This is a genomic window from Candidatus Portiera aleyrodidarum BT-B-HRs (assembly GCF_000300075.1).
In the GTDB taxonomy this organism is placed as follows: domain Bacteria; phylum Pseudomonadota; class Gammaproteobacteria; order Johnevansiales; family Johnevansiaceae; genus Portiera; species Portiera aleyrodidarum.
Genome location: NC_018677.1, coordinates 211,714 through 233,776, shown reverse-complemented (window position 1 = coordinate 233,776; position 22,063 = coordinate 211,714). Strand labels below are relative to the sequence as shown.

At 25.9% G+C, this 22,063-nt stretch carries 16 protein-coding genes, 3 tRNA genes and 1 pseudogene; 7 read left to right on the top strand and 13 right to left on the bottom strand.

Annotated elements, in window-relative coordinates; genetic code table 11:
• Nucleotides 1-60 precede the first annotated feature (60 nt).
• The 5 genes from infC to pheT are packed head-to-tail and all read left to right on the top strand — an operon-like array spanning nucleotide 61 to nucleotide 4,566.
• Nucleotides 61-579, top strand: coding sequence for a translation initiation factor IF-3 (gene infC / locus C530_RS01000; protein WP_236858731.1), 519 nt, complete (start codon nucleotides 61-63; stop codon nucleotides 577-579).
• An 8-nt stretch (nucleotides 580-587) separates the two neighbouring features.
• Complete coding sequence (gene rpmI, locus C530_RS00995; protein ID WP_014895099.1) at nucleotides 588-779, top strand: 50S ribosomal protein L35; 192 nt, start codon at nucleotides 588-590, stop codon at nucleotides 777-779.
• 24 nt (nucleotides 780-803) lie between these two features.
• The gene (gene rplT, locus C530_RS00990; protein WP_014895098.1) at nucleotides 804-1,151 is read left to right on the top strand and encodes a 50S ribosomal protein L20; all 348 of its coding nucleotides are present in this window, start codon (nucleotides 804-806) and stop codon (nucleotides 1,149-1,151) included.
• Between the two features lie 2 nt (nucleotides 1,152-1,153).
• Nucleotides 1,154-2,143 (top strand): phenylalanine--tRNA ligase subunit alpha, encoded by a 990-nt coding sequence (gene pheS / locus C530_RS00985; protein ID WP_014895097.1) that lies wholly within the window; start codon nucleotides 1,154-1,156, stop codon nucleotides 2,141-2,143.
• A gap of 11 nt (nucleotides 2,144-2,154) precedes the next feature.
• The gene (gene pheT, locus C530_RS00980) at nucleotides 2,155-4,566 is read left to right on the top strand and encodes a phenylalanine--tRNA ligase subunit beta (protein WP_014895096.1); all 2,412 of its coding nucleotides are present in this window, start codon (nucleotides 2,155-2,157) and stop codon (nucleotides 4,564-4,566) included.
• Nucleotides 4,567-5,805: 1,239 nt separating this feature from the next.
• Here the strand turns inward: pheT and rbfA are convergent.
• The 13 genes and pseudogenes from rbfA to C530_RS00920 all read right to left on the bottom strand — a co-directional run bounded on the left by rbfA (nucleotide 5,806) and on the right by C530_RS00920 (nucleotide 20,268).
• Complete coding sequence (rbfA, locus tag C530_RS00975; protein WP_014895095.1) at nucleotides 5,806-6,132, bottom strand: 30S ribosome-binding factor RbfA; 327 nt, start codon at nucleotides 6,130-6,132, stop codon at nucleotides 5,806-5,808.
• Between the two features lie 1,604 nt (nucleotides 6,133-7,736).
• Complete coding sequence (infB, locus tag C530_RS00965; RefSeq protein ID WP_014895094.1) at nucleotides 7,737-10,028, bottom strand: translation initiation factor IF-2; 2,292 nt, start codon at nucleotides 10,026-10,028, stop codon at nucleotides 7,737-7,739.
• Between the two features lie 31 nt (nucleotides 10,029-10,059).
• Nucleotides 10,060-10,182 carry a hypothetical protein gene (locus C530_RS01610; RefSeq protein ID WP_014975169.1) on the bottom strand — a complete coding sequence of 41 codons (123 nt, stop codon included), beginning with the start codon at nucleotides 10,180-10,182 and terminating at the stop codon, nucleotides 10,060-10,062.
• A 6-nt stretch (nucleotides 10,183-10,188) separates the two neighbouring features.
• On the bottom strand, nucleotides 10,189-11,322 hold the full coding sequence (gene nusA, locus C530_RS00960) for a transcription termination factor NusA (protein WP_014895093.1): 1,134 nt from the start codon (nucleotides 11,320-11,322) through the stop codon (nucleotides 10,189-10,191).
• A gap of 473 nt (nucleotides 11,323-11,795) precedes the next feature.
• Nucleotides 11,796-11,869: transfer RNA gene (locus C530_RS00955), tRNA-Met, on the bottom strand.
• Between the two features lie 16 nt (nucleotides 11,870-11,885).
• A tRNA-Leu gene (locus C530_RS00950) sits at nucleotides 11,886-11,970 on the bottom strand.
• Between the two features lie 200 nt (nucleotides 11,971-12,170).
• Complete coding sequence (ftsH, locus tag C530_RS00945) at nucleotides 12,171-13,982, bottom strand: ATP-dependent zinc metalloprotease FtsH (RefSeq protein WP_014895092.1); 1,812 nt, start codon at nucleotides 13,980-13,982, stop codon at nucleotides 12,171-12,173.
• A gap of 44 nt (nucleotides 13,983-14,026) precedes the next feature.
• Nucleotides 14,027-14,515, bottom strand: coding sequence for a transcription elongation factor GreA (greA, locus tag C530_RS00940; protein ID WP_014895091.1), 489 nt, complete (start codon nucleotides 14,513-14,515; stop codon nucleotides 14,027-14,029).
• Entirely contained in the window at nucleotides 14,512-17,736 is a 3,225-nt protein-coding gene (carB, locus tag C530_RS00935) for a carbamoyl-phosphate synthase large subunit (RefSeq protein WP_014895090.1), read from the bottom strand. Before carB ends, greA begins: the two co-directional genes overlap by 4 nt.
• A 14-nt stretch (nucleotides 17,737-17,750) precedes the next feature.
• On the bottom strand, nucleotides 17,751-18,857 hold the full coding sequence (carA, locus tag C530_RS00930; RefSeq protein ID WP_014895089.1) for a glutamine-hydrolyzing carbamoyl-phosphate synthase small subunit: 1,107 nt from the start codon (nucleotides 18,855-18,857) through the stop codon (nucleotides 17,751-17,753).
• A pseudogene (locus C530_RS01600) lies at nucleotides 18,826-19,224 on the bottom strand (4-hydroxy-tetrahydrodipicolinate reductase). The gene carA and the pseudogene C530_RS01600 overlap by 32 nt, the downstream one beginning before the upstream one ends.
• Before the next feature lie 84 nt (nucleotides 19,225-19,308).
• The gene (locus tag C530_RS00925) at nucleotides 19,309-19,635 is read right to left on the bottom strand and encodes a Rossmann-fold NAD(P)-binding domain-containing protein (RefSeq protein ID WP_014975224.1); all 327 of its coding nucleotides are present in this window, start codon (nucleotides 19,633-19,635) and stop codon (nucleotides 19,309-19,311) included.
• Between the two features lie 51 nt (nucleotides 19,636-19,686).
• The gene (locus tag C530_RS00920) at nucleotides 19,687-20,268 is read right to left on the bottom strand and encodes a YggT family protein (protein WP_014895088.1); all 582 of its coding nucleotides are present in this window, start codon (nucleotides 20,266-20,268) and stop codon (nucleotides 19,687-19,689) included.
• A 45-nt stretch (nucleotides 20,269-20,313) separates the two neighbouring features.
• Between C530_RS00920 and tyrS the strand changes: the two genes are divergently transcribed.
• Nucleotides 20,314-21,999: a tyrosine--tRNA ligase gene (tyrS, locus tag C530_RS01485; protein WP_014895087.1), complete on the top strand. Its 1,686-nt coding sequence runs from the start codon at nucleotides 20,314-20,316 to the stop codon at nucleotides 21,997-21,999.
• A tRNA-Ala gene (locus tag C530_RS00910) sits at nucleotides 21,990-22,062 on the top strand. The genes tyrS and C530_RS00910 overlap by 10 nt, the downstream gene beginning before the upstream one ends.
• Nucleotide 22,063 lies beyond the last annotated feature (1 nt).

Genomic DNA, 22,063 nt, shown 5'->3' with positions numbered 1-22,063 from the left:
TATAACAAACTTTGTTATAATTTAAATATAAAAATTAAATATAATCTACGGAGACGTAAAATAAATAAAACTAATCGATTAAAAGAAGCCCCTATAAATAGAAATATAAGTGCTACTAAAGTACGTTTGATTGGTAAAGAAGGTGAACAATTAGGTATAGTATCTATAAATGAAGCTAGAAACAAAGCAGAAGAATCAGGTTTAGATTTAGTGCAAATTTATAAGAGTTCTGATTACATAGTATGTAAAATTATGGATTATGGAAAATTTGTATTTGAAAAAAAAAAACAAAGATCTGCACAAAAAAAAAATAATGTTAAAGAAATAAAATTTAGACCGGTCACGTCTGAAAGTGATTATAAAGTAAAAATAAAAAGTTTAATGCGGTTTATAGAGGAAGGAGATCGTAGTAAAGTTACAATACGTTTTAGAGGACGAGAAATCGCACATAAAGAATTAGGAAAAAAATTAATGGAACGTATTTTAATCGATTTAAAAGATTTAATAATGGTAGAATCTAAACAAAAAATGGAAGGTAAACAAATGACAATGATGATTACACCAAAAAAACACAATTAGGTTTAAATATGTATAAATTAAAAAATAATAGTGGAGCCTCTAAACGGTTCCGTAAATGTTATAACAAAATAAAATATCGTCATTCTTTTCGTAATCATATATTAACAAAAAAGTCATCAAAACGGAAACGAAAACTACGTAAAATATGCATGGTAAAAGTGTGTAATATAAAAAGAATAAAAAGTATGTTACCAGTTTAAGTAAAAGATTGGAGAAAAAAAATAATGGCTCGTGTAAAGCGTGGTGTTGTTGCAAACAAACATCATAAAAAAATTATTAAGCAGGCTAAAGGATATTATGGAGCAAGGTCTAGAGTATACAGAGTTGCTAAACAAGCAGTAATAAAAGCAAAACAATATGCTTATAGAGATAGGCGTCAACGTAAACGGCAATTTAGAAGTTTATGGATTATGCGCATAAATGCGGCGGCTAGAAGTTCTGGTATGAAGTATAGTAAGTTAATTTTTGTAATGAAGAAATATAAGATCAAGATAAATCGAAAAATACTAGCTGATTTTGCAATAAGAAACAACAAATGTATTTATAATATAATAAAAGAAAACATGGAATAAAAATGTATTATACGATCATAAAATTAGTAGAAGAAGCAGAAAAAAAAATTAAAGCAGCTAAGAATATAAAAAAACTAGAGGAAATTCGTATAAGATATTTTGGTAAGAAAGGTAAGTTAACAATACAATTAAAATATATTAAGCAATTAAATTCATATGACAAACCAGTAATTGGAGACGCAATTAATAAAACTAAAAAAGCTTTATATAAAAAGTTAAAACAACATAATGCATTATTTAATAAAAAAACAATAAAAAATAAAATAGCAAAAGAAAAGATTGATGTTACATTACCAGGTCGATTCGGGGAACATATTGGAAAGTTGCATCCTATAACACATACATTATATAAAATAAAAAAAATATTTAGTAATATTGGTTATACTATTGTGAATGGGCCAGAAATAGAAGATGAGTTCCATAATTTTGAAGCCTTAAATATGCCTATAAATCACCCTGCTAGAGCAATGCATGATACTTTTTATTTTAACGATAAGTATATGTTACGCAGTCACACCTCTTCTATGTTAATAAGAACTATTGAAAAACACAATCCTCCTTTTAAAGTAATAAGTGCAGGAAAAGTTTATCGTTGTGATTCAGATTTGAATCATAGCCCTATGTTTAATCAAATTGAAGGGTTAGTAGTTGACGAAGTTGTTAGTTTTTCTGATCTTAAACGAACTATTGAGATTTTAATAAAAGTGTTTTTTGAAGGACAAAAAATAGAAGTAAGATTTAGACCTTCATATTTTCCTTTTACAGAGCCTTCGGCAGAGATAGATGTTCGTATAAAATCTTCGAATGATTGGTTGGAAGTTGTAGGATGTGGTATGATGAAGCCTAACATTTTAAAACGTTTAAAAATAAATCCTAAATATACGGGTTTTGCTTTTGGTATAGGAGCAGAAAGATTAACTATGATACGCTATGGAATAAAAGATTTACGTACATTGTTTAATAATGATATCAGGATTTTACGTCAAATTTAAGTTAAAAGATTATGAAAGTTTCTGAAAAGTGGATACAGGAATGGGTTACATTAAAAAATAGTTCTAAGTTTGTTGCAGATCAAATAACTATGTTGGGTTTAAAATCATCATATATAGTTAATAAAGAAGTTAATGGTGTGGTTATATCTTGTATAAAAAAAATTATTAATTATACAGATACGTTAAATTTGTGTATTATTGAAGATGGGAAACAATTTTGGCAAGCAATATGTAGCACAAAGGACAAGGATGTTTCAGTAAATCAAAAAATAGCTTTTGCTAAAATAGGAACATTATTACCTAACAATGTAAAGATTTTAAATAAAGATTTTTATGGTATAGAATCTTGGGGAATAGTTTGTAAATATTCAGAAATAAAGTTGATAGGTGTAGCAAACAAAAACAATATTGATAAAGCTATTATTTTTTTTCCAAATGATGCTCCAATAGGTTTTGATGTCGGAAAGTTAAACAATGTAATTGATATAGAAACTTTACCTAATCGTAGTGATTGTTTTAGTATAAGAGGTATAGCAAGAGAATTAAGTGTAATTAATAACTTAACTGAGAGTCATATAATAAATACAGGTCAAGTCAAAAAAAAACACACAAGGAAATTTTATTATTCAATTACGAATTCAGTACCAAAATTTTGTCCAAAACTATGTAGTAGAGTAATTGAAGCTATTAATGTAAATACACAAACACCTTGGTGGATATATGAACGGCTTCAGATGAGCGGTGTTGATTCTGTAGACTTTATTGTTGATCTTATCAATTATGTTATGTTAGAGGTTGGCCAACCTATTCATTGTTATGATTTAAAGAATATTCAAGGAAAAATAACAGTTCGTATGGCAAAAAAAAACGAATACATAGCATTAGTTAATGGAAAGTTTCTTAAACTAAAAGAAGACACATTAATAATTGCAGATGACATAGGTCCTTTAAATATTGCAGGAATAATAGGTAGTAACCGCACTAAAATCAATAAAAATACTAAAAATATATTATTATTATCTGCTTTTTTTACTCCTTCAATTATAGCGGGTAAAGCCAGTTATTATGGATTATATACAGATTTTGCATACCGTTATGAACGTGGTGTAGACAGTAAATTACAAAATGTTGCCTTAGAACGTATTTCTAACCTTTTAATTTGTATTGCTGGTAGTAAAAGTACGTTAAGTAAGTTAAGTAATATAGCAGTTCAATCATATTTACAAAACAACAGTATTATTAATTTAAAAGTTTGTAGTATAAAAAAAATACTTGGTTACCATATAAAAAAAAATGAAATAGAGGATATTTTAAATAGGTTAGGTTTTAATATAATAAAAAAAAATATTAAAATTTGGAGTGTTATAAGCCCTAGTTGGCGGTTTGATGTATCTACTCAAGAAGATTTAATAGAGGAAGTAGCACGTATTTATGGATATAATAACAAGATGTTAGCATTAGGTAGAGGTAGTAAGTCAAAAATACAAGTACCACCATATTATAAGAGTGTATCTGAATCAGTTCTTACTAAAGATCAAATATATTCACAATTAATTTATCGTGGTTATCAAGAAGTAATTACTTATAGCTTTATATCACCTAAATTACATAAATACTTACAACCTAATATATACACACCTATATTAAATAACCCTATTTCAAAAGATTTTTCTGTAATGAGGTCTAGTTTATGGCCAGGCTTAATCAAAGCTCTTATTTATAATTTTAATAGACAACAAACACGAATAGCTTTATTTGAACTTGGTTTAGTGTTTTTTGGTAAAAATGTAGCAAATGTAAAACAAGTAGAAAAACTAGGAGGTATATTTACGGGTACTCGTTATATCGGAGGTTGGAATATAAATCATTATAAAACAGATTTTTTTGATATAAAAGGAGATCTAGAAGTTTTAATAAGATTAGGTGGTGATTTTAATAATTGGAACTTTAAATCTGCTATACATCCTACTTTACATTCAGGTAAAAGCGCAAAAATTTTACGTAACAATAAAACAGTAGGTTGGATTGGCGTACTCAATCCTCCTATTTGTTATTATTTTGGATTACCATTTGAAATATTTATTTTTGAATTAGATTTAGCATATTTACTTAAAGGTAAGTTACAAAAGTTTAACAATGCATCACGCTTTCCGGTAATAAATCGTGATTTAGCTTTTTTAATTCAAAAAGATTTGTCTGTATCTCAAGTAATAAAGAAAATTCGTATAAAAGCTGGAAAGTTTTTGATAGAACTAATATTATTTGATGTGTATGCTGATTTTTCTAAATTTTACAATAGTATTACTTTAAGATTAACTTGGCAACATCCTTATAGAACTCTTTTTGATACAGAAATTGAAAATAATTTAAATAATATATTAACTTATTTAAAAGACCGTTATGACATTGTTTATCGTTTTTGATTGATTCGCTTTTTTTTATAACGGTTTTGCACCTTTTATAAAATCTTTTTATCATCCATAGTACACAACTACTGTCTACCTATTTAAACTCTTTTTGTCCTTTTTTTTTTATCACTTCTTTTCCGTTATCATCCTATTTTTTTGTTCTTTTTATATCTGTTTTGGTTTTTGTTTGGTTCTTTTTTTTTTACTGATGGATATTATACCGGTTTCTGTTTTATTGTTCTTAACTTTATACGGTACTTCTTTTAGCCATATACGTTAGCTTATGTGTTATTTGTTCTTTTTTAGCATTATATGTTAGCTTCTGTTTTTTTTTTATGTGCTCTGTTTTCTAAAGTATGTTGTTGTGGTTATTGTTGTATGTTATGTATATGTTATTGATTTAATAGAGGTAAAGTTATTATAAAGTTTGTGGTAAGTGTTTAGATAAGATTTGTTGTATTTGAGTTAAAGTATTGTGTAAATAGAGCTTTGTTTGTTAGAGGTAGCTTGAATAAGAGTTAGATGTAAAAAAAAAGAGGTTTGTGGTTAAAATTGTTGCTTTTGTGTTTAGAGGGTATGAGTTTTGAGTTAAGTAAAGTTTAAAAGCTTTTAGAGTTTTGTGGTTGTTTTTTATTTGTTAGAGGTTAGAGTTGTTAGGTTTGAGGTTTGAGGTTTGAGGTTTGAGGTTTGAGGTTTGAGGTGTTAGGTGTTAGGTGTTAGGTTATCAGTTAGATGTTAGATGTTAGATGTTAGATTAGTAGATAGATGTTTGTTTTTAAAGATAATTGTTTGTTTTAAAGTTAGAGGTTATTTTGTTTGTGATTAGTTGTTGATAAACCGTGAAGAGTTATATGTAATAAAAAAAAATATAGAGAAGAAGTTGTACAAAAAGAAAGGAATGTTTAAAGATGTTATACGAAGAAGTAAAGAAGCTAGATAAAAGGTTTAGATAATAGAGAAAAGGGGAGGGAAGAGGTTGTAAAAAAAAGAAAAGAATTGGTAGTAGATGATAGAAGTTGCTGGTAGGTGTTGGATGTAAGGAGAAGATATTAAGATGATGATGATGTTGTTGTTGTTGTTGTTAGAGGTAAAAGTTAAAGAAATAGAAGTTATGTGTTAGTTAAGCAGTAATTGAATTGTAAAAGGTAGAGGTTTGTTTATTAGTTGTTATTATTTAGATTGTAGATATTACATTTATATGGTAAGGGTGTGTAGTAGTTATATTGTAAAGGGAATGTTAATAAAAAGAAATGTTTACTCAGAAATGAAAGAAGAAGTAATTGTAATAGAATCATAAAAATGAAAAGTTAAAATGGGTACATGATGGTTTTTTATAGTTTTAGAAAGCTTATACCGCAAATAACCAGAAGCTAATTGTAATATACTTTCATATATATTTTTAAATTTGTTATCATACAAAAGAGTCCAATATATATCAGCAAGACTGAGGTCTTTACTAAGTTTTACAGAATGTATTATAATATTTTTTTTTATTCGTGGATCATTTAAATTGTAGTTTATTAATTGCGTTAAGTTTCTTTTAATTTGTTTTGAAACTTTTACAAGACGATAACTAATCATAATAATATATATTAAACCGTTATTAATTTTACAAGTTACTTGTTTGCATTTTTATTTTTTGTTTATTTTCGTAATATGTTTTCTATTATGTATCTGTTTCTTTTATTTCATTCTTCATTTCATTCTTTTTATATACAACACTTTTTGTGGTTTATACTTTAGTTATATTAATTTACTTAATTGTTCTATGTTTTGTTATTTTAATTTCTTATGTTTTTAGAGTTGTTTAAGATGTTGTAAACTGATACTTTTGTTTTTCTGTTATTTATTTTTTATGTATTTATTGTTAAATATTAGTTTGTAGATGTTTTTAAAAATTTGTTGTATTTCTTTTTATTTTTTTTAAATATTATTGTAAAAGTTGTACGATTTTAACTAATTATTTTTGTATTGTAGTAGTGGTTTTATTGATTTTTAAGATGTATGTTTAAATAGTTGATATATTATTATTCTAAGTTTAACTGTTGTATTAGTTTTAAATTTAAAATTTTTATTAACATGGTGTTTTATATAATTTGATTATGTACTTTTTGTTATTTAGTTTTAAATAATGTATTGTATAACTTTAAATAATGTTTCTTAGTAGTTATAATGTTGTTTTATGGTATGTTTTTTATTGAAGCTTTGTATAAGTACGTTATATTTTTTAACATATGTAGTTTAATTTGATGTATTTGTGTAATAGGTTTTGTAATATGTTTGTGTTTTATATTTAGTTATTATGATTTTGTATGTATTTTAAATCAAAGTTATTTTTTCTTTTAACTGTATTTTTATACGTTTTATGTTGTATTTTTGTTTATTACTTTTCGTTCTTTAGAAGTGTTATTTTTTTCTCTAAAACATTACTTTTTTTTTGTTAGAGGTTTGGTTATGTATTCTTACTTACTTTATGTTTTATGATATAAATATTATTAGTTTAAAAATATGTGTGTTTTGTATTGGTATTAGATGTTGTTTTGATTTTAGATGCTAGGTGTTAACTTGAGTGTGTTTGATATTTGTGTTATATCTTTTAATTAATAGTGTAATGTTGTTATATGAGGTGAGAGGATAAAAGCGGTAGTATATGAGTTATATGTATTAATTAAGAAAATAAAGTGTATGAAGTATGCATAATAAGTATGTATAAGTTGATTGTAGGCGTAAATAAGTTGTTATGTTGTTTTAAATTTGTTTGTGATATATGATGAAAAAAAAGGTAAATTAGTATGTGTTTTGTGCTAAAGGATGTAGGTTGATAAAAAGGTATTAACTGTTTGTATTGTGTGTAAAATATTGTTGTTAAAAAAAAATATTTGTGTGTTGTAATTATAGGATTAGTATTTGTGTTGTGGTTGAGTTATGGTGTTGGTTAAATTAAAGGTGTTTAATGCTCTAGGTGTAAAATGCTTTTGGTATTTTGTAATTGTGGTTTGTATTAAAAATTCTTATATTGAATTTAAAAAAAATAGTAGTGGTAGTTTGAATTTTAGTAGTTTTAAATGTAGTTATAATTATGAAATTGTAAATGAGTTGAAGTAGTAAAAGCAGTTTTATGGAATCTGTATAAATAATAGAATATGAAGTGAAATATGTAGTAAATAAAAAGGGATAAATAAATGTTAAAGTTTGTTGTTACATGTAATGAGATCAAAAATTTCGATTCTATCACCAACCTTAACATCGTTTAAATCACGAAGACAAACACCAAACTCTAAGCCAGTACTAACTTCATTAACATCTTTTTTAAAACGACGTAACGAAACTAAATCGCCTTTATAAATAATGTCATTATTACGAATAATTCGTATTTTTTTATTGCGTACAACCTTCCCTTTTAATACTATACATCCAATGATAACTCCATTTTTTTTGTTATATTTAAAAGTATCACGAATTTCAGCAATACCAATAATATCTTCGATTTTTTTAGGATTTAATGTCTTATGTATTATTTCGTTTAGACCATCAATGAATTTATAAATTAGTTTAAAATAAAAGAACTTTATATGCTCACGTTCAATAAGATCTCTAGCTTTACTTACTACTTGTACGTTAAAACCGATTAAGATTGCTTTTGATATAATTGCTAAATTAACATCATTTGAGTTAAGATTTCCAACACTAGCTGATATTATGTTAAGAACAATTTGATCGTTAGATAATTCTTTTATAGAAGTACGTAATGCGTGTAATGTTCCTTGCACATCCGCTTTAAGTACAATATTGATAGTGTTTATTTTTTTTAAAATATCTTGAATAAGATTAGTTTTTTGTTTGTTATTTATATATTTTATAGAACGATTATTAACAATCTCACGTGCTTTTTTTTCATCTGATACTACATTAAATTGTTCGCCAGCTTCTGGAACACCATTAAATCCAATAATTGCTGCAGGTATAGAAGGACCTATTTGCTCAACAATGTTTCCTAAATGATTTATTATTGCACGTACTCTACCATAATGCAAACCACATAATACTATATCACCTTTCTTTAAAGTACCATTTAAAACTAAAATTTTAGCTACAGGTCCTTTTCCTACATCTATTCTAGATTCTATTACTACCCCTATACCTGGAGAATCTAATACTGTAGTTAAATCTATAAGTTCTGATATAAAACGTACTGATTCTAATAACAAATCTAAGCCCAAACCAACTTTTGCGGAAACTGGAATGTAATAAGTTTCTCCTCCCCATTCTTCAGGTATAAGACCAAACTTAGATAACTGATTACGCACGCGACCGATATCTGTTCCTATTTTATCAATTTTATTAATAGCAACAACTACAGGTAGCTTTAGAGTTTTAGCATGGTCTATTGCTTCAATAGTTTGAGGTTTTATACCATCATCAGCTGAAACAACTAAGATAACTATATCTGTAAACTTTACACCAGTTTTACGCATATTTATAAATGCTTTATGACCTGGAGTGTCAATTATTGTGATGTTATTTCCTTGATCTAAATTAACATGATAAACATCTATATATTGAGTAATACCTCCTATTTCGTTATTGACTAATTTAGAATTACGAATTAAATCAATTAAAGAGGTTTTACCATTGTCTACATGACCCATTACAGTAATTATTGGACAGCGTTTAAAATATTTACCAGCGCTAAATGCGTTAATAGTTTTAGCTTTTATTTTTGTATATTGTTTGTTAGTATTTGAATTGTTATTTATATATTTTTTTTTACTAGGTTTAGTATGTTGTTTGTTCTTGTTTGTATTGTGATTGTTGTTTTTCTGTTTATCAACTTTTTGTGTATTTATGTTTTTAGTATTATGAATTCTGGTTTTTGTATTAAGTAAAAGATCTTCAAAATCATTATCAGTAACATTAATATTTTTTGGTATGTGGCCTAGTTCTTCTACAACAAAAAAAGCTGAATCTTTGCTAATTGGTTGATTTATATTAACTAAAACACAAATCCTTAACAAAGCTTTCATTAAGTCGGCTGCTTTTATTGCCAACTTTTTAGCTAAATCTAAAAGACTATTAGATTCATAAATATTTATTTCTCTAATAATATTTGTTTTGTGATTTTTAAAAGTATGTATGTCAATTAATTTCTTGTTTGATTGTATATTATAAATACGATTATAGTTTTTATTTCTTTCTATTTCTTCTGTATCTAAGTTTAAAAAAGTCTTGTTTTTGCATATTTGAATATCAATTACTTTATTATTCATATGTAGCTTACTATATTTTTTTCTAGTTAAATAAAAATTAGTTATACCTTGTTTATAAAATAGATAAGTTAATAAAGTTTGTTTATCTTTTTCTGTTAATAAATTCTCAGCCTTTTTATTTTTTACACCGGCATTTGTTAAATAACTTATTAACCTCTTTGTATTACATCCTAGTTTATTTGCAAAATCTTTAACAGTTATTTCTACCATTATGTTTCTCCATAATATTGTATTTCATTTTTTAGTTCATTGCTAATTTTAGCAATTCATCAAATGCACGTGATTTAAATTTTTGTATTACATTTATATTTATTTTTTTTATTTTTAAAAAGTCTTCAATAGGAACATATACAATCTCTTCCAAATAATTTTAACCAAAATCCACTAATAAAGCTGCTATTTTTTCATCTATTTCAAGTTTTAAACTTAAATTTTTCACTTTCTTTTTATTTTTTTTCTTTACTTCATTTTTAGTAACAACATTCAACATCCACCCCGTTATTTCAGAAGTTAATTTAATATTTTGTCCACCTTTCCCTATAGCTTTATAATAACTTTGATCCTTAACAACAATTTCCATGTTGTGATTATTTACATCAACAATTAAAGAAATAACATCTAAAGGATACAAAGCATTAATAACAAATTTTGTGGCATTTTTGTCCCAAAGTATTATATCTATGTGTTCATTACGTAATTCATTATAAATAAATTTTGTTCTTGAACCACGAATACCTACACAAGAACCTACTGTGTCAATATTATAATCTTTAGTTTTAACTGCAACTTTAGATTTATAACCTGGATCTCTTGCAACACTTTTAATTTCTATTAATTCATCTATTATCTCTGGACTTTCTCGTTTTAATAATTCAATTATAAATTTTGAACAACATCTTGAAAGTATTAATTTTAATTTACGACTATAAGGCTTTATATTTAATAATAAAGCACGTATACGCTCATTAATATTAAACCGTTCACCATGAATCATTTGCTTACGTGGTAAAAACCCTTCATTTTTGTCATCAAACTCAATTATTATACCTTCTTTTATAATTTTTTTTATATTACCACATATTATTTCACCTAATTTTTTACTATAAATACGTATTATCTCAGTCTGTTCAGAATCACGAACTTTTTGAACAATAATATGTTTCGCAAATTTAATAGCTAATCTACCAAATTTAATATTCTCAATTTTATATTCAATATGTTTATTAATTTCAAACTTTGTATTTATTTTTTTAGCAGCAGCATAAGGAATTTCAATTGATGATTTAGTATATTTTTCATCTTTAACAACTTTCCATCTACGAAAAGTATCATATTTACCATTTATGCGATTCATCTTTACTATGATATTGACTTTTTTTTCTTCAAATCTTTGAATAGTTGCACTAGATAAAGCTTCTTCGACTGTTTTAAAAACTAATTGCCGTGCTACACCTTTTTCATTTAAAATAGAATCAATAACAAATAAAATATCTTTACTCATCATACATTTCCTAATGCTAATGTATAAGCAAATAACCTTTTTATGTTTTTTTTGCTCTTGCTTTTTATTGTGTTTTCTGCTAAGTACTTTTTCTTCTTTTTTATGTTATCTGATCTGATTATATTTTTTGTATTTCTTTATCCTTTTATTATGTTCTTTGTTTTTTTTGTTCTTTGTTATATGTTCTGTTATTTTTTTATTGTTTTTTATATTTTTTTCTCGTTAATGGATGGAGTATTTTTTTGTTGTTATAAATTTGCTGTTGTTAGATGTTTTTTTGTGTTATCTTCATTAAGTATATATATGTTGTATGATTAGTGTTGAGTTTAAGAGTAGATATAAAGAGAGGATATATGTAATAAAAAGTTTAAGCTGTATGTTAAAAATTTAAAGTTCTTATGATAAAGGGTTTATGATTAATGTTTTGTAATTAATGTTAAAAATCAAACAAATGTAAAGGGAAACAAGTAAGTATGTAGCGGGGATTGGATTTGAACCAATGACCTTCGGGTTATGAGCCCGACGAGCTACCAGACTGCTCCACCCCGCGTTTAAAATACATATGATGCCAAGGGCGGGATTTGAACCCGCACAACAGTTATAGTTACTACCCCCTCAAAGTAGCGTGTATACCAATTTCACCACCTCGGCTAAAGAAATGGTGAGTCAAGTAAAACAAAGTAAAGTTAATAAAAACAAAAAAAATGTTACGAGAAAAAAATAAGTTAGCGTATGTAATAAAAAAATACTGCAATGACTAATAAAACTTAAATTAAACTGAATATTTAAATGTAATATAAGAAAAAAAATGATGAAAAGCTCAAAACAAATATTAACAAAATTTAAACTAGTCAATCTGTTTGTGGGAAAACTCCATACATTATTTGTTGTATTTGATTTAAATTTATTGATTCATAAAAAAACAAAGATTCTGCCATTAAATCAAGTTTATCAATATTTCTTTTAAGTATTGAATAAGCTTTAAAATAACAAAAATCTATAATGTTAAATATTTCTTTATCTAAATTTTCAAATGTATTTATAGATTTTAATAAAGTTCTATTATAAAGTTGATTGTTAATTTTGTATTCATCATACATTATAGGTCCCATATTTGAAGAAAACCCCCATTTATATACCATATTGTGTGCTATTTCTGTTGCACATTTTATATCATTTGATGCTCCTGTCGTAACTCCACTAAAGCCTTGCGTTAACTCTTCTGCAATACGACCACCAAATAAAGAACAAATGTGACTAAGTACTTGTTTACGAGAGTAACAATATCGATCTATTTTCGGTAAAAACATTGTAACACCTAATGCTTGTCCTCTTGGAATTATACTTACTTTATATATGGGATCGTGTTCTGGCATTAATAAGCCTATTATAGCATGTCCGGCCTCGTGATAAGCTGTATTACGTTTTTCTTTTTCAGACATAACCATTGAACGTCTTTCAGTGCCCATAATTATTTTGTCTTTTGCTTTTTCTAAATCAAACATACTAACTAACTTTACTTTCCGTTTGGCGGCTAAAATAGCAGCTTCATTTACTATATTAGCTAATTCCGCGCCAGAACATCCTGGCGTTCCCATAGCAATTATTTTCGTTTCTACATCATCCGACAAAGGTATTTTTCTTAAATGAATATTAATTATATTTTCTCTGCCTCTACTATCTGGTAAGTTTATATTAACTTTTCTATCAAACCTTCCGGGCCTTAACAAAGCTTTGTCCAATACATCTGGACGATTAGTTGCTGCTATAACAATAGTACCCTTGTTTGATTCAAATCCATCCATTTCAACTAACAATTGATTTAATGTTTGTTCTCTTTCATCATGGCCGCCTCCGCCTAATAAATTTGACCCTCTATTTCTACCTACAGCATCAATTTCATCTATAAAAATAATACAGGGTGCTTTTTTTTTTGCTTGTACAAACATATTTCTAACACGAGAAGCGCCTATACCTACAAACATTTCTACAAACTCTGAACCTGAAATAGTAAAAAAAGGTACTTTTGCTTCACCTGCTATAGCTTTAGCAAGTAAAGTCTTGCCGGTACCTGGTGGACCTATCATCAAAACGCCTTTAGGTATTTTTCCTCCAAATTTTGTAAATTTCTGTACATCTTTTAAAAACTCTACTACTTCCTCTATTTCAAACTTAGCTTCATCACAACCTGCAACTTCTCTAAAAGTAATTTTTATTTGATCTTTTGATATTAATTTAGCTTTAGAGTTACCAAAAACTAGTGGTCCGCCCTTTTTACCGCCAACCTGAATTTGCATTTGCCGCATAAAAAATAATAAACCAGCTATAATAATGAGAATAGGAAAGCTAGATATAAATAATTTTGACCATATACTGTTTTTTGTTTGTTCTTTTCCTACTATAGAAACACTATGATTCAATAAATCATCTATTAAACTAGGATCTTCAATTGTTGGTCTAATTGTTTTAAACTTTGATCCATCTTTATGCTCCCCATTTATAAAACTTCCATCAATAATAACTGTTCGTACTTGGTTATTTTTTATTAGTTGTACAAATTTAGAATAATTCAATAGTTGAGTATTAGAATTAATGTTTATATTATTAAATATTGTCAATAATACTGCTAATATAATTAACAAATTAATTATGTTTTTAGCCATATATAAAAATACAAACTTATTAAGTTATTTAACATTAATATATTTTATAAAAATTCAATCAAATTAATTTCATATTTTACAACACCACCTGGTGTATTTACAGTAACAATATCACCTCTTTTTTTTCCAATCAAAGCACGTGCTATTGGAGATGTAATAGATATTTTCTTTTTTTTTATATTTGCTTCATCTTCTCCTACGATTTTATATTTAATTTTTTTTTTATAAAGCAAATTGACTAGAGTAACTGTTGTTCCAAATATTATTTTACCATTTTGATATATTTTAGTTATATCTATTACATGAGCGTTAGCAATTTTGTTTTCAATTTCTTTAATACGTCTTTCTAATAAACATTGTTGTTCAATAGCAGAATGATATTCTGCGTTTTCTTTTAAATCACCATGTTTTCTTGCTTCATAAATATCCTTTATGATTTTCTTTCTATCAATAGTTTTTAACTTCTTCAGTTCTTTTTTTAATTGTCTTTCACCCTCTTTTGTCATATGAATTTTTTTTGCTGAATCCATCATTTACCAACTCCAAAATGCATGTCTTGAATCTTTCTAACTTTGTTGATTTTTTTACAGTATTTTAAAGCCATACATATAGCATATGCACCTGCAATTGTGGTGGTGTATGGTACTTTTTTTATAATGGCAGTATTGCGAATAATATATTTTTTATTTATTAAGTTATATTTTTTGTTTTTTGTGTTTATTACATAAGTTATTTTGTATTTCTTAAAAATCAAACTAATATTTTGTTTGCTAATGATTTTAACATTAAAGCCATGTTTTAATAAAACTTTAGCTGTACCCACCGTAGCTAATAAGTTAAAACCTAAGCTAATTAAATTTTTTGCTATTTTTGAGATTTTATTTTTATCTTTCTTAGAAACTGAAATTAAAGCAATAAGTTGTTTATTATTTGTTATTTTAATAATAGGCATTCCTATGCTAATTTGTGCTTTATAAAATGCTTCACTAAAATTACTTCCTATACCCATTACTTCACCAGTGGATTTCATTTCTGGAGATAAAACCGGATCTACACCTATAAATTTATTAAAAGGCAATACAGCTTCTTTTACACAAAAAATTTTAGGTTTTATTTTCTTTAACAAATTGTGATTATTTAAAGAGTTACCTATCATACAAGTTGCAGCTATTTTAGCTAAAGAAAAACCAATACATTTTGAAACAAACGGTATAGTTCGTGAAGCTCTAGGATTGACTTCTAAAATATAAACTTTATTGTTTTTACATGCTAATTGACAATTCATCAATCCTACAACTTTTAATTCAATAGCAATTTTTTTTATTTGTGTTTTTATTACATTTTGAAGATGTATATCTAAACTAAAAGGCGGTAAAGAACAAGCCGAATCTCCTGAATGTATACCTGCTTGCTCTATATGTTGCATAATTCCACAAATTATAACTTCTTTACCATCTGATACCGCGTCAATATCTATTTCTATTGCTTTGTTTATATATTTATCCAATAAAATAGAATTGTTATTTGAGATTTTCAATGCTTTTTTTATATATTTCTTTAATTCTGTTACATTATAAGCAATTTCCATTGCTCTACCGCCGATAACATAAGAAGGACGAACAATCAAAGGATAACCTATATTTTTAGCTTTAATTAAAGCCTCTTCTATATTAAAAGCAATTTCGTTTACAGGCTGTAATAACTTAAGTTTTTTTAGTAACTTTTTAAATTTTTCTCTATCTTCAGCTATATCTATTGCTGTTTTCTTTGTTCCAATGATAGGTATTTCTTTTTTTGTTATATTTTTAATTATTTTTAAAGGAGTTTGACCACCAAACTGAATAATTACTCCTTTCGGATTTTCTTTTCTTATTATTTCTAATAAATCTTCTACAGTTATTGGTTCAAAATACAATCTATCACTTATATCATAATCGGTAGAAACTGTTTCTGGATTACAATTTATCATTATAGTTTCATAACCACACTCTCTTAAAGCAATAGCTGCTTGTACACAACAATAATCAAACTCAATACCTTGTCCTATTTTATTAGGGCCACTACCTATGATAATGATTTTATCCGAAGTATTTGTAATTTTTGCTTCACATTCATTTTCATAAGTAGAATACATATAAGCCGTTGAAGTAGTAAATTCTGCAGAACAAGTATCAACTCTTTTATATACTGGATGTATCTTAAACTTGTTCCGTAAATCTCTAATTGTTTTTTCTTTAACTTTTAATAAATCAGCAATTCTCTGATCACTAAAGCCTTGTTTTTTTAATAAATATAAATTTTCATAAGTAATATTCGTTATAGTTTTATTTAAAAAAATATTTTCTATATTTATTAATTCTTTTATTTGATTTATAAACCAAATATCTATTTTTGTATACTTTAAAACTTCTTTTGTTGTTAATCCCGCCCTTAAAGCATCTGCAATATAAAAAATACGTTCATATCCTGGATTTATTAGTTCCTTTTTTATTTTATTCAAAGAGGTATTATTTAACTTTACTATTTTGTTATCAAAACCATTTATTCCTATATCTAAGCTACGTATTGCTTTTTGTAAAGATTCTTTAAAACTTCTTCCTATACCCATTACTTCACCAACAGATTTCATTTCTGTTGTTAACCTATCATTTGCTTTAGGAAATTTTTCAAAATTAAAACTAGGTATTTTTGTAACTACATAATCTATAGTAGGTTCAAACGAAGCCGGTATGTTACCTATATCATTTTTTAATTCATCTAAAGTATAACCTATTGCTAATTTTGCTGCTACTTTAGCTATAGGAAAACCTGTAGCTTTAGACGCTAAAGCAGATGATCTAGAAACTCTAGGATTCATTTCTATTACTACCATTTTTCCAGATTTTTGATTTACACCAAACTGGACATTTGAACCGCCACTATCTATTCCAATTGTTTTCAAAATAGTAAGAGAAGCATTACGCATTATTTGATATTGTTTATCAGTTAAAGTTTGTGCAGGTGCTACTGTTATTGAATCCCCTGTATGTACACCTAGTGCATCAACATTTTCTATTGAACATATAATAATGCAATTACCTTTTTTATCACGTAGTAACTCCAATTCATACTCTTTCCAACCATTTAAATATTCATCTATTAATAATTCTGAAGTAGGGGCTATATTTAAACCTCTAATACAAATTTCTTTTAATTCCTCAAAATCTTTTGCTATACCACCACCCAACCCCCCCATAGTATAAGAAGGACGTATAATGCAAGGAAAACCTATCTTTTTTTTTATTCCATAAATATCTTTTATACATCTAATTATTACAGATTTAGGACTTTCAAGCCCAATCGTATTCATTAACGTAATAAACTTTTTACGATTTTCAGCCTTTTTTATTGATGAGATATTAACGCCAATAAGTTTAACATTAAATTTTTTTAATATACCATATTTACATAAATCTAATGCACAATTTAAAGCTGTTTGTCCCCCCATTGTTGCCAATAATGCATCTGGCCTTTCTTTTTCAATTATTTTAGATAAAATTTTCCAATTTATTGGTTCTATATATGTTGAATTAGCTATTTGCGGATCAGTCATTATTGTAGCTGGATTTGAATTAACTAATATAACATATATGCCTTCTTCTCTTAAAGCTTTGCATGCTTGTACACCAGAATAATCAAATTCACATGCCTGGCCAATAATAATAGGTCCTGATCCAATAATTAATACTTTTTTTATATGTATATATTTTTGCATAATTAACTCTTCCATTAACTATTTAATTTTTTGATAAACCGATAAAACAATAAATTTGCATCCTGTGGTCCTGGATTTGCTTCAGGATGCCCTTGAAAACTTAAAGCAGGACAATCTGTTCTTTCTAGTCCTTGTAACGTGCCATCAAATATAGATCTATGAGTAATTTTTATTGTCTTTGGTAAGCTATATTCATCAACAACAAAACAATGGTTTTGACTGGTAATAAATATTTTTCCAGTTTTAATATCTAATATTGGATGATTTGAACCGTGATGACCAAAATTCATTTTTTTTGTTTTTGCCCCACTAGCCAAAGCCAATAATTGATGTCCTAAACAAATACCAAATAAAGGAATTTTATTAGTACACAATTGTTTTATGGTATTTAAAGATTCCTTATAATCCTCAGGATTACCTGGTCCATTAGATAATAAAACTCCGGTTGGTTTCATAGATATAATTTCTTTAAATGAAGTTTTATATGAGATGATGGTAATGCAACATCCTAATTGTTTTAATATCCTTATTATATTATATTTTGTACCAAAATCATAAACAACAATATGAAATTTATAAATTTTATAATTATATTTTTTTGTTCTGTAATTTAACTGTATAGTTTTGAACTTTATCTTTTTCCGTGCTAACTTTTTTGCTAGTTTTATATTTTTATTATTTATATTTTTTACTGTTATAATAGCTCCCTGTTGTATACCTTTATCTCTTAAATGTATTGTTAAAGTTCTTGTATCAATGTTTGCTATACAAACAATTTTTTGAGTTTTTAAATATTCGATTAAAGAACAATTACTGCGATCATTACTGATTATTACATTAGGCATACAATTTAATATTAAACCAGACACACAAATTTTTTTATATTCTATATCTTCGTTGTTTATGCCTGTATTTCCTACATGAGGATTCGTAAAGTTTACGATTTGTTTAATATAAGAAGGATCCGTTATAATCTCTTGATATCCTGTAATTGAAGTATTAAATATCACTTCACCTGAAGTGTTGCCACAATAACCTATAGAAATACCTTTATAAATACTCCCATCCTCTAATGCTAATAAAGCTAATTTATACAAATTTATTTTCCTCTTTAAGTACATCTTGCATATTATAAAACCCATTTTTTTTGTTTTTTATCCATTTTGCTGCAAGTAATGCTCCATAAGCCAATACTAGTCTATTAGTTACTTTATGATTAATCTCAATTACTTCACCAGATTTTGAAGTAAACAGTATTTTATGCTCTCCTATTATTTCTCCAGCTCTAATAATTGAATATCCTATTGTATTTTTTATACGTGGACCTGTTTTGTTTTAAACTTTAATAGTATTTAATTTGTAGCCTATAAGTTTTGCTATTTGTTTACCTATACTTAATGCTGTACCATAAGGATAATCTATCTTATTACGATGATGATATTCAATAATGTCTATATCAAAATCTTTTTTTTTTAGTTTTTTTGTCATACTTTTTCTTTATTTTTATACAACATTATCACAAATATTCATATTAGCTGTTAACACAAAAAGGTACTTTATCTTTAAATAATTTTATTTTTTTGTTTTGTTTTTTAAACTGTTGTACCAATTACTATTTGTTTTAAAACTTTTAGAGCAATATTCTAAATTTTGTAAAGTTATTTTTGGATTAGTAAAATCTATTATTGTATCAAAATTAGTTTTTACATCGTTTATATTGCCAACTGGTTTTATATTTATTTTACCTAACCCTATTATTTCTCCAATATCTATTCCAATTAATTTATGGTTTGGATTTATTACGGCACCTACTAACTTTATGTTTTTATCTTTTTTTATCGTTTTAATTAATAATTTTACAATACGACCCATAGATCCTAAAACAATTATTTTTATCATAATTTTTATTTATGCCTTATTTTTTTTTTATTATATTATATAATTATATTTTTAATAACCAACTAAAATAGATGATGGTAACGAAGCAAAATTTATTAATGGGCAAATAATTATATTATCTATTAAATTTATAAATATAAAAGCAGCTATAGGCGTAATATCTATAATGCCTATAGGAGGAATAAAACTTTTAAAAAAAACCATTATAGGTGCTGTTATTTGTATTATTAACTTTGAACCCGGGTGCTCTGACTTATTTACCATCCAATTAAGAATAGTCATTATGATTAAAGAAAAAAAATACAATCTGCTTAAGATATTTAACACGCTAGCAAACGAACCAATAAATAAATTGATTATTGGTGGTATGTTATTTAGATACAATAAATAAATTATAGTAATAGAAAATGTTTTAATGAAAATTGCTGAAACAAATGTTGCTAATTCAAAACATCCAATAGATTTAATACATTTCTTTACTGGATTTACCATAACCGATGTAAGTTTTCTTATGTTTTGAGTTATAGGATTTTTATTATCTACATATGAAATATGTAAAGCAAAACGTAACATTAACATAAATGTATATAAATTAATTAATGTATTTATTAAAGATAATCCAATATTTTCCATTTAGTTTATACCCCATACATATATTTAAGTTTAAACATAATTATTATGAATACTATAAACGTAATTTTAAAACAAATTAAATTTAATACAAACAAATTTTTAATTGAAAAACTATTTAAAAAGCAAATTAAATCAAAAAAAATATTAAATATTAAAATAGGTATAGACCCTACTACTCCTAATTTACATTTAGGTCATTTTGTTTTGATAAAAAAATTAAAACTATTACAACAATTAGGCCATAATATATTGTTTCTTTTAGGTGATTTTACGGGAATCATAGGTGATCCAACAGGAAAAAATGCAACAAGAAATATTTTGACTAAAGCACAAACTAAAATAAACGCAATAAAATGTAAACAACAAATTCGTCAATTATTAGATCCTAAAAAGTTGAAAGTTTTATTTAATTCAGAGTGGTTAAAAAGAATATCTTTATTTAGGCTTCTTAATATTTTTTCCAAAATAACAATATATAAATTGTTAGAGAGAAATGATTTTAATACAAGATATAAAAGTGGTTATAATATTTCAATGCATGAATTTATATACCCCGTAATACAAGCTTATGACTCAGTAGTTCTTAAAGCAGATATAGAAATAGGAGGTAATGATCAATTGTTTAATCTTTTAATAGGAAGAGAATTGCAAAAGATTTTTAATCAAGAGCCTCAAAATATACTCACTATGCCTATTCTTGAAGGATCTGATGGCGAACACAAAATGTCTAAATCTCTAAATAATTGTATAAATTACAAAGATAAACCAGGAGATATGTATAGACAACTTTTTTCTATTAATGATAATTTAATTTATAAATATTTAACTTTATTATCTATTAAAACAAAACCAAAACAAAAACCCAAACACATCCAAAATCATTACTCTATTTTACTTAAACACAGATACAACCTTTGTCTTAAAGCAATTAACAGAAAACATAAATCTATTAAAATTAAACACCAATACATCAAAAATCATAAATTACTTAAAACAAAACACAACAAAACAAATACAACTAAACAAATAAAAAATAAAGAAATAATTAAAACAAAAAAAGAATCACAATTTAAAATGTATGATGCAAGCAATATTAAACAACAAATCTACATAAAAACAAAAAACAAATACCAACATAATTCATATTCAAACAAAAAACCAAGAAAAAAAACATATACAAATGCAGATACAATTATAAAAAAACATAAAGACATATATACAGACGCATATATACAATCAAATAAAAACGCAGACATACATAAAAATACATACAAACATATTAACCAAAATGGAATTTTTAATAAATACACTCACACTTCTAATATCAAAACAACTAACAAACACATACATAATAATCTGAGAATAAAACCTAAACCACGAGAACTAAAACGTAAATTAGCGATTGAATTAATAACATATTGTTATAAAAAACAAATAGCAAAAAAAGCATCAAACTTTATAGGAAATAAAGTTACTAATAATTACGTCCCTATAAATATTCCTAAGCTAAAAATAATAATCAATACAGTTAAAAAAGCTCCAATAATATATATATTAAATAAATTAGGCTTAGTTAAAAATAACTCACAAGCAAAAGACTTATTGAAAAATAAGAAACTAAGAATTAATAATATAACAATTAATTCAAATTATAATATATTACTTAATAAAAACTATTTGTTACAAATAGGAAATACAAAATTTGCTATAATAAACTTATTGGGGCCATAGTTCAATTGGAAGAACGCCTGCTTTGCATGTAGGAGGTTAGGAGTTCAAGCCTCCTTGGCTCCAT